Source organism: Pedobacter aquatilis, assembly GCF_032678425.1.
Lineage (GTDB): Bacteria > Bacteroidota > Bacteroidia > Sphingobacteriales > Sphingobacteriaceae > Pedobacter > Pedobacter aquatilis_B.
In genome coordinates this window covers 109,383-122,541 of sequence record NZ_JAVTSG010000007.1, presented here as the reverse complement: position 1 = coordinate 122,541, position 13,159 = coordinate 109,383, and the positions used below count along the sequence as shown (strand labels likewise).

Genomic DNA, 13,159 nt, shown 5'->3' with positions numbered 1-13,159 from the left:
TCTAATCTTGAAATTAAATAGCCGATATTATAACTTTTTATCTTGAATAAATGGCAGAAACTTATTCTACAGCCGCCCTGAACATTAAAGCACCAACGGTTAAATTTGTACGGCTATCAATTAATATTGCCGAACCATTTGCCCGATTATCATCATATAAATCAAAAGCCAAAGCATCAGCAGTTTTAACAATTACCCTACCAATATCATTTAATTTAAATTCATCAGCTTGATGCTTTTCTAGGGTATTGATATCAACCTTGTGCAAAATTTCGCTGATTTTACATTTTGTGGTTTTGCTATTGTGCTGAATTAGATACATAATTGAAGTATCCAAGGCACGCCCATCCATCCAACATAAATCGGCTTCAATTAATTTAGATTCTTGTGTCAAAGCCGATGCATTTACAATTGTATCACCACGACTAATGTCTACATCATCTTTTAAATGAATGGTAACAGATTGACCTGCGTGTGCGGCATTAGGTGCTTGGTCGAAAAATTCGATCCTTTCAATAGTAGAATTTGCACCCGATGGTAAAACCGTAATCTTATCATTTAAGTTAAATGTGCCGCTCAAAATGCGCCCGGCATAACCGCGGTAATCATGAAGTTCATCCGTTTGCGGGCGAATAACCCACTGCACAGGCATACGAGCCAATTGAGATTTATCTAGATTATCTGTATCAACTTGTTCTAAAAAGTGTAGCAAACTTTCGCCATCATACCAATCCATACGTTCAGAATTTTGAACGATATTATCGCCTTTTAATGCGCTTACTGGAATATAGGTTACATCTTTCAATCTTAGCTGTTGCGCCAAAACTTTGTATTTTTCGATAATTGAACTGTAAACATCTTCGCTATAATCAACCATATCCATTTTGTTAATTGCAACAACAACATGTTTAATACCCAACAAAGAAACCAAATAAGAATGGCGAATGGTTTGCTCCACCACGCCGTTTCTTGCATCAATTAAAATGATTGCCAAGTTAGCTGTAGATGCACCTGTAACCATATTTCTGGTGTACTGAATGTGTCCAGGTGTATCTGCTATGATAAACTTACGTTTCTGGGTTTGGAAATATTTATAAGCCACATCGATGGTAATTCCTTGCTCACGCTCAGCTCTTAAACCATCGGTTAAAATGGCTAAATCTATTGTTCCATCGTCGTTTTTGCGGTTAGAGCTTTGTAATGCTTCCAACTGGTCAGCTAAAATGGAATCTGTATCGTATAACAAACGGCCGATTAGGGTACTTTTACCATCATCTACGCTGCCTGCTGTGAAAAATTTTAATATGTTCATGTTCTTTAAGTATTAAGCTACAAGTATCAAGTATCAAGACGAATTGCAGTCTATCACATTCAACTCATACTAGTTTTATTTAGAAGATTAGTTTTTGTAATTCGCATCCAGACTTAATACTTGATACTAGATACCAAAACACTATCTACTACATTAAAAATATCCCCCTTTTTTCCTATCCTCCATTGCGGCTTCCGAAACTTTATCATCCATACGTGCACCACGTTCAGAAATTTTCGATTCGCTGATTTCGGCAATTATATCATCTATTAAAGTTGCTTCTGATTCTACAGCGGCAGTACAAGACATATCGCCTACGGTACGGAAACGTACCTGTTTGCGGAAAATAAAATCTTCTTCATCCATATTTAAGAATGGTGATGCAGCCATTAGTTGGCCATTTCTGGTAATCACTTCACGCTCATGCGAAAAGTAAATGCTCGGCAATTCAATTTTTTCTCTGCGGATGTAATTCCAAACGTCAAGTTCAGTCCAGTTGCTAATTGGAAAAACACGAACATTTTCGCCCTTATGAATTTTACCATTGTAAATATTCCAAAGTTCGGGGCGCTGGCGTTTTGGGTCCCACTGTCCAAACTCATCTCGAACAGAAAAAATACGTTCTTTCGCTCTGGCCTTTTCTTCGTCCCTACGGGCACCACCTATACAAGCATCGAACTGATGTTTAGCAATGGTATCTAACAACGTAACGGTTTGCAAAGCATTTCTACTGGCATTTTTACCAGTTTGCTCAATCACTTTTCCTTGGTCGATAGATTCTTGAACAGAGCCAATAATTAAGCGTTCGCCAATTCTTTCTACCATTTTATCACGATAAGTAATGGTTTCTTCGAAATTGTGCCCCGTATCAATATGCACCAATGGAAAAGGAAATTTCCCAGGTCTAAAGGCTTTTTCTGCCAAGCGAACTAAAGTAATCGAATCTTTTCCGCCAGAAAATAATAAGGCAGGCTTTTCAAATTGCCCTGCTACTTCTCGTAAAATGTGAATCGCCTCAGCTTCTAGTTCATCTAAATAATCAAAATTATATGTACTCATTTGGTAATGTTATAATGTTTGAATGTTGGAATGTTCCTAATTCAAATATTTGTTGTTGTTGTTTATATTTTCGTCATTGCGAGGCGTGAAGCAATCCTAATGCACATCTACAACTTTAAGAATGGTTAGTACCTCGCAGTGACGTGGAGTTGAAAGCTTTCCGCTTTAGGCTTTGACCTTTCCCCCTTTTGTCATTAAGCTTTCCACTTTTGTCTTTAAGCTTTCTGCTCCGTTGCGTGCAAGCCACATTCTTTTTTGCTTTGGTCTTCCCACCACCATCTTCCTGCTCTAAAATCTTCGCCTGATTGTACTGCTCTTGTACATGGTGCGCAACCAATGCTTGGAAAACCCTTATCGTGTAAAGTATTGTAAACGATGTTATTTTCCTTGATGTAAGTTTTCACATCATCCAATGTCCAATCGAAAATTGGATGGAATTTAACCAATTGATTTCCCTCATCCCATTCTAAATCGTGCATATCTTCACGATTCGGGCTTTGCTCAGCTCTAATACCCGTTACCCAAATTTCGTTCCCTTTTAAAGCTCTTTTTAAAGGTTCGATTTTACGGATATAGCAACACTCTTTTCTGTTCTCAACAGATTCGTAAAAACTATTCGGTCCTTTTGTATTAACCATATCCTGCAATAAATCATTTTTTGGGTAATATGCATGGATCGGTTTATCGTAAACCTCTAAAGTGCGATTCCAAACATAGTAGGTTTCTGGAAAAAGCCGACCCGTTTCGAGTGTAAATACTTTAATTGGAATATTATTAGAGAAAATTAAGTGTGTAATGGCTTGGTCTTCCCAACCAAAACTGGTCGAAAAAATGATTCTATCGGCAAAATTTTCTGCCAGATATTTTAACTTATCTATTGTATTTAGACCTGATAATTCCAGTTGTATCTCCGCTAAATTCCCCATCACTATATTAATTTTAAAATAAACATTATTACGCTACGCAAACTCACAATCATTACAATAATTCCAACGGCAACCATAATGGTTTTTGCCGAAATTTTATTCGAAACTCTTGCTGCAATTGGCGAAGCGATTGCACTACCAATAATTAAACCCACTACGGCTTCCCAATATTTACCGCCTAGCATGGTAAAAAAAGTAAGTGAGCTTAAGGTTGCAATAAAAAACCTACTAATTTTTACCGTACCTAAAGAAAATAAAGGATGGCGGCCACCTGCAATTAAACTCGACAAAACGATTGAACCCCATCCGCCGCCAAAAGCAGCATCTATAAACCCACCAACAAAGCCTAAAAATCCAATTTTTTTAATTTTTTCGTTGCTTTTTTTCCTTTTGATGTTAAACGCTTTAGTTAAAATTACACCACCCAAAAATAATGTATACAGACCAACAATTGGTTTCACATACGAACTGTAATGTTCTAAAGAAGATAAAATATAAGCACCTAAAACCGCACCGATAATTGCAGGAATGATGAGAATTTTAAACAATTTCCAGTTTACATTACCCATCTTATAGTGCATCCAGCCTGCTATACCATTGCTCATTACTTCAGAAATGTGAATAGCCATACTCGCTGATGCAGGCGGTAAACCCATAGCCAAAGAAAATGAAGCGGTGGTTACGCCGTACGACATTCCGATTGCGCCATCGACTAAGGCAAATAAAAATCCAGCACCTAAAAACCAATAAAATAATGGGTCGATGTTGATTAAAAAGGTTTGAAATTCGGGTTCGGTATTCCATAGTGAAAAACCAATTGCACCTACCAACAAAATTGAAGCCACCCAAATTAGCCATTTGATATTACGCTCGGCAAAACTTTTACGTGGATTAATCAAACTCTGCGTAACCTTATTCAGTTTTTTAACTTTTGCCGAAAAATCGCCATTTAAAGTTTGGCGCAAAGCGCTCATATTTTGTAAGGTTTCATCCAATTCTGCTGGCAAGCCTTCATTTAAAATTTGTTTTAATCGTTTTGCAATCGTTGGAGATTTACCATTAGTAGAAATCGCAATTTTCAAATCACCTCGCTGTACGATAGAACCGAGATAGAAATCGCATAAATCGGGTTTATCAGCAACATTAATTAGGAGGCCTTTTTCATGCGTTACAGCTCTGATTTCTTCGTTTAAAATATCATTATTTGTTGCTGCAAAAACAATATCGATGTTTTCCAAATCAGAAACATCAAAACTTTTTTGTTTTACTTTTATTTGAGGATAACTTGCAATTAGCGCATAAACCTCTGGCGAAACAATTTCTGCAACAATGGTAATTTTAGCCTGACGGCTATTATTTACAATCGCCGTTAACTTTTCAAGGCCAATATTTCCTGCCCCGATTAATAATGTACGCAGTTTGTTCAGCTTTACAAAAACTGGAAAAAGCTGATTTCCTTTCTCTTCTTCGAAGAAAGCTGCTTCATTATTAGGTTGGTTAGGCAATACTTGCATATTGTTTTACTAATTTTTTAAAGGATGGATGTAAGGAAACAACTTCACCAAAAATTAACAACGCTGGTGCTTTCAAACTTTCTTCCTGAGCCATTTTTTCAATGGATTCAACGGTACCAATTACTAATTTCTCTTCTTCTGATGAACCATTTTGTACAATCGCAGCAGGCAAATTATTTCGACCAGCCGCTTTAAAAATTTCTACAATTTTTGATAATTTTTTCAAGCCCATCAAAACCAAAACGGTCGCATTTGATTCTGCCGCCAGATAAATATCATTCGAAACTTCACCTGATGTTGTTGTACCCGTAATTACCCAAAAGCTTTCGCTTAAGCCACGATGCGTTACTGGAATTTGTTGCAATCCTGGCACACCAATCGAACTCGAAATCCCTGGAATTACATCAACAGGAATACTGTAAGAGGCAGCATAATCTAATTCTTCATATCCTCTACCAAAAACAAATGGGTCGCCACCTTTTAAACGCACCACATGACCATAGTTTAAAGCATAATCAATCATCAATTTATTAATCGTTTCTTGCGGATAAGAATGTTCGCCAGAACGTTTTCCAACGTAAACTTTTATAGCATCAGTTGGCGCATGCTCTAACAAGGCCTCATTCGTTAAAGCATCGTACAACACTACATCAGCGGCTTGCAAAGCTTTTACACCCTTTAAAGTCAGCAAATCCGGGTCGCCCGGACCAGCGCCTAAAAGGGTAATTTTTGATTCTCTATATTGATTAATCATGTCTTTTAAATTTTTTAATGAGTGAATTTTTAATGAGTGATTGACTGAATGTTTTCTAGCGATTGCTAAAATTCAATCATTCTCTTACTCAATCATTCTCTCATTCCTTTTCACTTTAATCTGATTTAAAAATTCTCCAGCTTCGTTAAAGTATTTCACTGCAAATTCTTCAGTAGGTTCATTCTTATTAATTTGAAGTACTAAATCTGAAAAATTTGTAGGCAAATCAAATTCTCCACTTTCCACATAGTGATTATCGAACTCTCTGATTACGCCAACTTGTGTACTGCTGTTTACACCTTTATCTAAAAGCAAGGATTTTGCTGCACTAACGAAAGTTGCATAGGTATGGTAAATCGAATCAGCGTAAGCAGCTTTTTCTAAATTTTGCTTTGCCCAGCCAAATTTCTCGTCAGCTTCTAAAAGCAAAGTTGCCACTAAATCAATTACAACACCCGCACACTCACCAACACCAATTGCTGTAACAAATTCTTCTGCATGGCCCCAATCCACAAACTCTTCTTGTTGTAGATTCGTTAAATCTGCTAATGGTTTTAACAACTGATAAAAATGGTCCTTACCTTTTCTATCATAATATTGATGGAAATTTTCATTCTCTTCGTTATTCGCTTTGAAATCGTTTAAAATGAAATGTAAAACGCTTGTAGCTCTTTTCGATGGCACTTTAATAACGCGTTCAGCAACTCTACCAACACCATTTCCAACTGTACCACCGCCCAACATTACTTGTACCGCAGGAACCACTTTACCTTCTGCTTTCACCGAACTGCCATGAAAACCAATTTCTGCCAAACCATGTTGACCACAAGAATTCATGCAGCCACTTATTTTAATGTTGATGTTTTTCTCGTAGATAAATTCAGGAAAATCAGTATAAATTACATCTTCCAAAACTTCGGCTAAAGTCATGGAATTTGAGATTCCCAAGTTACAAGTATCTGTTCCAGGGCAAGTGGTAATATCTGCCAAACTATCAAAGCCAGCCGTAGTAAAACCAATTTTATTTAAAGCTGAATATAATGATGGTAAAGCTTCCTTTCTAACGAATTTTAAAAGTAACCCCTGATTTTGTGTTACCCTGATTTCATCAGCAACGAAAGGTTTAATCGCATCTACAAATGCTCTTGCTTTATCAGTTTTAATATCTCCAACCTGAACTTTTACGTAAACCGAATAAAAATCAGCTTGCTTTTGTTCGACAACATTTGTTGCAAACCAGTGTTTATAATGGGTTTCGTTTAAAATATCAATCTCGCCAAAGTTTTGCTCAGCTGGTAATTCAGGTTGCGGAACGGTATTTATATCAACTTTATAAGTTTTAACTTTATTTGCGATACGCTCTTCGGTAACCAAGCGTAAAACCTCCTCCAAACCCAGTTTCTGTACTAAATATTTTAAACGAGCCTTATTTCTGTTGCTGCGTTCGCCGTAGCGGTCGAATACGCGAAGAACAGATTCTGTAAACGGAATCAATTGGTCTTCATGCAAAAACTCATGTATCGCGTTAGCCAAAAATGGTTGTGCGCCCAAACCACCAGCAAATAAAACCTTAAAACCACGTTCACCAGCTTCATTAATTTTTGGGATGAAACCTAAATCATGGATGTAACTGAATGCGGTATCTTTATCACTCGATGAAAAAGAAATTTTAATTTTCCTACCCATTTCCTGGCAAATCGGATTGCGCAAAAAGTATTTAAAAACCGCTTGCGCATAGGGCGAAACATCAAATGGTTCATCTTTATCAATTCCCGAATTTGGCGACGCAGTTACGTTACGAACCGTGTTTCCACAAGCTTCGCGTAAAGTAATATCATCTTGTTCTAACTTGGCCCAAAGCTCTGGCGTTCTATCCAAACTCACATAATGCAACTGAATATCCTGACGGGTAGTGAGGTGCAAGTTGCCACTTCCATATTCGTCGGCAATATCTGCAATGCGCAATAATTGCTTAAACGTAACCTTACCAAAAGGTAGCTTAATGCGAATCATCTGTACACCAGGCTGCCTCTGTCCGTAAACACCTCGGGCTAAGCGTAAGCTTCTAAATTTCTCATCGTGAATGGTTCCATCGCGAAAAGCTTTAATCTTATTCTCTAAATCGATAATGTCCTGCTCGACAATATTGTTTTCGAGTTCTGTTCTGAAACTTTGCATATGTGTTGTTAGCTTTATTCAAAAAATGCTTCTCTTTTTACCGAGAAGCATTTCAATATTTTAGACCTAAAAATTATCAAATACCCTCTTCTACTGTATTTTATAACAACAATACATCATTTGAGTACAAATATTTTTAAGTGAAAATTTGAATTTCATCTGTCAAATATATAAAGTATATAGAAATAGTAGTAATTTTTCTGAAAAAAGTTTTGAAAAACATCATTTTATGCAGGAAGTTATTAATTATCAGCAGTTAATAGTTTCAAATGTTTTTCACCACCTTAAACACCTTAGCAAAAAATATAATGATTTTGACCAGACGGAATATTGATTTTATTAAAACAAATAAAACTTAGTGTTCTTCGTATCTTAGTGGGAAAAAGTAGCTACAAACTTTCTACGGTTAGTTTCAGGGTATCTTCTCTACCGATAACATCAGCTATGCTGGTTTCACTTAAAACCTTAAGTGTTGCATCTCTAACATCAATAAATGCACTTCTTATGCCACAGGTTTTTTCATCAACACATTCATCGCATTTGTGATAAAAATTTAAGCTTGCACAAGGCACCATGGCAATTGGCCCATCGGTAACACGCATAACCTGCACCAAAAGAATATCTTCTGGTTTTTTATTTAAACTGTAACCGCCTCCTGCACCCTTTTTACTGTAAAGAAAACCGGCATTACGCAAATCGAGCAGAATTTGTTCTAAGAATTTTTTAGGAATATGCTCCTCCTCAGCAATTTTTGAAATTTGCATCGGTGGTTTTTCTACATTTTTGCCAAGTGCAACAAGTGCTTTAATGGCGTATTTAGTCTTTTTGGATAGCATATATCGTACAAAGCTAATAAATTAAGTATAATTATAAAATCAACGCATTACCACAGGTTAACGCATTATAATTCAATATGCACAAAATATAACTATCTTTGTAGATTAAATTTTACAACGTGTTTAAAAGCGTAAAGATACTAAACATACGTAATCGAAAAATCAGCATTGAATCGAAACTTTTTGCTGTACTTTGTCTTTGTGTTACAATTGTATCATTGCTTGCTATCGTAATGAATATAGTTTTACAGCTCGACTGGACAATAAACCTAACTATTTTCTTTAACATCGCTGTACATTTAACGTTCTATTATTATGCTATAATTGATAGAATAAAAGAGTGTGGCCGTTTCTGGTACTTCATTTTTAATTGTGCCACTATGCTTCCAGCATGGTTTTTAAATGGTGGCTCGATGGGTTCAACACCAATATTTTTAATATTTTATTTGAGCATTGCGATGCTTTCTTTATCAAAGAAATACAGGCTCAAATTTATTATAACGTTTTTTGGCATTGCGATAAGTTGTGTGCTGATTGAGAATTACTATCCAAATTTTGTAGTGCCTTATCCAAGCGAACATGCACGGAAATTAGATATTCTCTTTGCTTTCTTAAACATGTCGTTCATGATGATTTTCATGCTTGTGGTTTACAGAAAAGTTACTGAATATGAACGTTTTTTATTGCTAAAAAGTAAGCAACGTTTAGAAACCTCACAACAGGAACTTATCATTACAAAAGAAGAAGCGGAAGCTGCAACGAAAGCAAAATCGAGGTTCTTAACCAGTATGAGCCATGAAATCAGAACACCACTAAATGGAATTATCGGAGCCGCAGAATTGTTAAAACTAACCAAACTTGATGAAGAACAACTGCAACTGCTAAATACTTTGGAGGCCAGTAACAGTATAATGGTTGATATTGTTAACGACCTTTTAGATATCTCCCGAATTGAAGCAAATAAGATGGATATTTATAAGAATCCATTTGACATCAGAAAATCGATTGCTGATATTGAAAACATTGTACATCCGCTGATAAAAAATAAAAATTTAAAGTACAGTTTTAGTATTGATACCGATTTACCAAAAATGATAATTACCGATGAAATTAAATTTAAACAGGTAATTATTAACCTTTTGAGTAATGCAATTAAGTTTACGAAAGAAGGTGAAGTTACTTTAAAAATTACCTGTGCTTTTGAAAACGGAGTTAATACCGTAACCTCAATAATTAAAGATTCTGGAATTGGAATTGATGAAAATGATATGCAGAAGTTATTTCTGCCATTTTCGCAAGCAAACCCATACATCACAAGAGAATTTGGCGGTGCTGGTTTGGGCTTGGTGATTTGCAGGAAACTTGCAGAAATGATGGGCGGAAATATTTCAGCTTCTAGTAAAAAAGGCGTGGGTTCTGTTTTCACTTTTAAAATCCCTTTCGAAAAATACTTATTTCATCCCGAGGTGATTAAGAATCCATCAAATACAATTATTACGCACTTCCCTGTAGTCGGTATGAATGTTTTAATTGCTGAGGACAATATTTTCAACCAAATTATTACCTCTAAAATGCTACAAAAATCGGGATATAAATACTCGGTAGCAAACAATGGTTTGGAGGCCATTAAAAAAGTTGAAGATGAATATTTCAACATTATTTTAATGGATATGCAAATGCCGGAAATGGATGGGATTTCTGCCACGAGAAAAATTTTAAAAAACTACAAGGATAAAAATGAAATTGCGCCAATAATAATTGGTTGCAGTGCAAACGCAATGGAAGAAGATAAACGAGAATGCTTAAATGCCGGAATGCGTGATTTTATTGCCAAGCCTTTTACCTTTGATGATTTGAAGGGCATGATGTTCAAATGGACTAAAAGTTAAATACTCTATTCATCAAACTTTGGTCAAAAAAGTAGTAAGCCTCCAAATTATTATTTCTTTATGCATTATTTAGATTTACTTTACTCAATACATTATTTATTAAATGAAAAGAAAAATAAATCTTCTCCCCTTCATAATTTTCGCGATAATATTTGTTTTGTTAAATGGCTATATTTTAACCGGTTTAGCAGTTGTAGTGAGTTCAGAAGTTTTAGTGCCAATATTTTGGACAACAGTTTTTGTCTTAAGCGTATCAATTATTTTAGCCATTAGCAGAATGCGCAAAAATGGTGTCGATCGTTTTTTTACAATTGCCACTCATGCCTTTTTAATTGTTTTTGTAGCCGAATTGATTTTCGCTGTTTTTTTATTTTTAGGAGATATCTATCGGTTTTTCCTCGGATTGGCCACTAATTTTGAACCCGAAGGATTTCATTGGATTGCAAGAAGTTCGGTTTGGATAAATTTTTCTCTTGTAATGTTTTTACTGACCGTATGTATGTTTATCTACGGAATTACGAGGGGTAAATATGCTTACCGGGTAATTAAACACACACTTTATTTTAAGGATTTACCGCAAGCTTTTGATGGCTTTACGCTAACCCAAATATCTGATGTACACGCCGGAAGTTTTACAAAACCAGATCTGGTGCAAAAGGGTATCGATTTAATAAATGCTCAAAAAAGCGATTTATTCGTTTTTACCGGAGATTTGGTAAACAATTCTGCTGCAGAAATAAAACCCTACATCAATCATTTCGCTCAAATTAAAGCGCCTTTTGGGCAATTTTCCGTTTTAGGCAACCACGATTACGGCGATTATATTAAGTGGCCAACCGAAAATGATAAACGAAATAATTTGCAGCAATTGAAAGATTACCATGCAGAACTTGGTTTTAAACTTTTGTTGGATGAACACATTGAAATTCATAAAAACGGAGAAAAAATTATTTTAGCAGGAGTAGAAAACTGGGGAATTGGTTTTGGAGAACGTGGTGATTTAACGAAAGCACTAAGCGGAACTGCCGTTGATGATTTCAAAATACTTCTATCTCACGATCCGACACATTGGGAGGCACAGGTGAAAAATTTCTCATCAAAAATTCAGTTAACACTTGCAGGGCACACACATGGCATGCAGTTCGGGATTGAAGCTTTGGGTATTAAATGGAGTCCGGTAAAATATAGATACAAACATTGGGCTGGTTTAAAATCAGAAAACGACAGGTTTTTAAATATTAACCGCGGATTTGGTTTTATTGGTTTCTCTGGCAGAATTGGGATATGGCCAGAAATTACAGTTATAGAGCTCAAGCGGAAATAGATAAACATTTAAATCTTTAGTCAATTTAACTTATTTTGGCTTTTCAAACCATCTCTTGTAATCACAAAAATCAAATGAGCAATATAGATTTATCTAACCGATACGAAAAAATGACTTACCGCCGAAGCGGCAAAAGTGGCTTAAAACTTCCTGAATTATCCTTAGGCTTATGGCACAACTTTGGGCATGTTAATCAGCTCGAAAACAGCAATAAATTGATAGCCACAGCTTTTAGCGAGGGTATTACACATTTCGATTTAGCCAATAATTATGGCCCGCCTCCAGGTTCTGCGGAAGAAAATTTCGGTAAAATTTTAAACGATAACTTTAAAAGTTATCGCGATGAAATGGTAATATCATCTAAAGCTGGTTATACGATGTGGGATGGCCCGTACGGAGATTGGGGTTCAAAAAAATATCTAGTTTCAAGTTTAGACCAAAGTTTAAAAAGGATGAAACTGGATTACGTTGATATTTTCTATCACCACAGACCTGATCCCGAAACGCCTTTGGAAGAAACAATGGCCGCATTAAACTTAATTGTTCAACAGGGAAAAGCTTTGTATGTGGGAATTTCAAATTACCAAGCTGAAGAAGCTGCTAAAGCATTTAAAATTTTAAAAGATTTAGGAACACCTTGCATTATTCATCAACCAAAATATTCGATGTTTGAACGTTGGGTTGAAGACGGTTTGTTGGATGTTTTGGAAGAAAATGGTGTTGGCTGTATTCCTTTTTCGCCTTTAGCGCAAGGCTTGCTAACAGATAAATATTTACATGGTATTCCGGCAGATTCAAGAGTTGCAACAAGCGGCATATTTTTGAACGAAAATAACTTAACTCCAGAGGTGTTATCTAAAATTTCTAAGCTAAATGAGGTTGCAAAATCGAGAGGGCAAAAACTAGCACATATGGCAATAGCCTGGTTATTGAAGGATGAACGCGTAACTTCAGTTTTAATTGGAGCCAGCAAAGCTGAACAAATTACTGATTCCTTAAAAGCATTAGAAAACACAAATTTCAGTAAGGATGAACTCGAAAAAATAGACCAAATTTTAGCCGGAAATTAAATAATAAAAAAAGTTAAATTTTTGAAAACAAATTATTTAGTTTATTGTTTCTCTGAAAAGAGAAAACCAGACGCTATATGATAAATCAACAATTTGCCTTAAACCCCACTGACGAATATATCGCTATCGCAGATGAGATTGACCAGAATTATTGGGCTGAGCGTTTAGGTGTAAGCATTGAAACCTTAAAATCAGCAGTTAGAGCCTGCCGAAGTACAGTATTAGAAAAGGTTAGCGAATACCTGAAAACGATTGGCAAACTAGCCAACTAATATTTTGACATAAAAAACGGGTTAA

11 protein-coding genes are annotated in these 13,159 nt (G+C 35.8%); 4 read left to right on the top strand and 7 right to left on the bottom strand.

Translation table 11 applies throughout. The features are described from left to right. Window positions 1-61 precede the first annotated feature (61 nt). The 7 genes from R2Q16_RS18785 to R2Q16_RS18755 all read right to left on the bottom strand — a co-directional run bounded on the left by R2Q16_RS18785 (window position 62) and on the right by R2Q16_RS18755 (window position 8,579). Window positions 62-1,312: a sulfate adenylyltransferase subunit 1 gene (locus R2Q16_RS18785; RefSeq protein WP_316739398.1), complete on the bottom strand. Its 1,251-nt coding sequence runs from the start codon at window positions 1,310-1,312 to the stop codon at window positions 62-64. A gap of 153 nt (window positions 1,313-1,465) precedes the next feature. Next, window positions 1,466-2,371, bottom strand: coding sequence for a sulfate adenylyltransferase subunit CysD (gene cysD / locus R2Q16_RS18780; RefSeq protein WP_316739397.1), 906 nt, complete (start codon window positions 2,369-2,371; stop codon window positions 1,466-1,468). 215 nt (window positions 2,372-2,586) lie between these two features. Beyond that, a complete protein-coding gene (locus R2Q16_RS18775) occupies window positions 2,587-3,297 on the bottom strand; it encodes a phosphoadenylyl-sulfate reductase (protein ID WP_316739396.1) in 711 nt (236 codons plus the stop codon). Window positions 3,298-3,299: 2 nt separating this feature from the next. Continuing rightward, complete coding sequence (locus R2Q16_RS18770; RefSeq protein WP_316739395.1) at window positions 3,300-4,811, bottom strand: TSUP family transporter; 1,512 nt, start codon at window positions 4,809-4,811, stop codon at window positions 3,300-3,302. Beyond that, complete coding sequence (gene cobA, locus R2Q16_RS18765) at window positions 4,795-5,565, bottom strand: uroporphyrinogen-III C-methyltransferase (RefSeq protein WP_316739394.1); 771 nt, start codon at window positions 5,563-5,565, stop codon at window positions 4,795-4,797. Before cobA ends, R2Q16_RS18770 begins: the two co-directional genes overlap by 17 nt. Before the next feature lie 84 nt (window positions 5,566-5,649). Beyond that, window positions 5,650-7,743, bottom strand: a complete 2,094-nt coding sequence (locus tag R2Q16_RS18760; protein WP_316739392.1) for a nitrite reductase — start codon at window positions 7,741-7,743, stop codon at window positions 5,650-5,652. A gap of 389 nt (window positions 7,744-8,132) precedes the next feature. Continuing rightward, entirely contained in the window at window positions 8,133-8,579 is a 447-nt protein-coding gene (locus R2Q16_RS18755) for an Rrf2 family transcriptional regulator (RefSeq protein ID WP_316739390.1), read from the bottom strand. A 233-nt stretch (window positions 8,580-8,812) separates the two neighbouring features. On the opposite strand from R2Q16_RS18755, the gene R2Q16_RS18750 reads away from it, so the two are divergent. From R2Q16_RS18750 to R2Q16_RS18735, 4 genes are all read left to right on the top strand, one after another. After that, window positions 8,813-10,468: an ATP-binding protein gene (locus R2Q16_RS18750; protein ID WP_316739387.1), complete on the top strand. Its 1,656-nt coding sequence runs from the start codon at window positions 8,813-8,815 to the stop codon at window positions 10,466-10,468. Window positions 10,469-10,571: 103 nt separating this feature from the next. Next, window positions 10,572-11,792, top strand: a complete 1,221-nt coding sequence (locus R2Q16_RS18745) for a metallophosphoesterase (RefSeq protein WP_316739386.1) — start codon at window positions 10,572-10,574, stop codon at window positions 11,790-11,792. A 74-nt stretch (window positions 11,793-11,866) separates the two neighbouring features. Then, window positions 11,867-12,862, top strand: coding sequence for an L-glyceraldehyde 3-phosphate reductase (gene mgrA / locus R2Q16_RS18740; RefSeq protein ID WP_316739385.1), 996 nt, complete (start codon window positions 11,867-11,869; stop codon window positions 12,860-12,862). 77 nt (window positions 12,863-12,939) lie between these two features. Further along, window positions 12,940-13,134: a DUF3606 domain-containing protein gene (locus tag R2Q16_RS18735; protein WP_316739384.1), complete on the top strand. Its 195-nt coding sequence runs from the start codon at window positions 12,940-12,942 to the stop codon at window positions 13,132-13,134. Window positions 13,135-13,159: the final 25 nt, after the last annotated feature.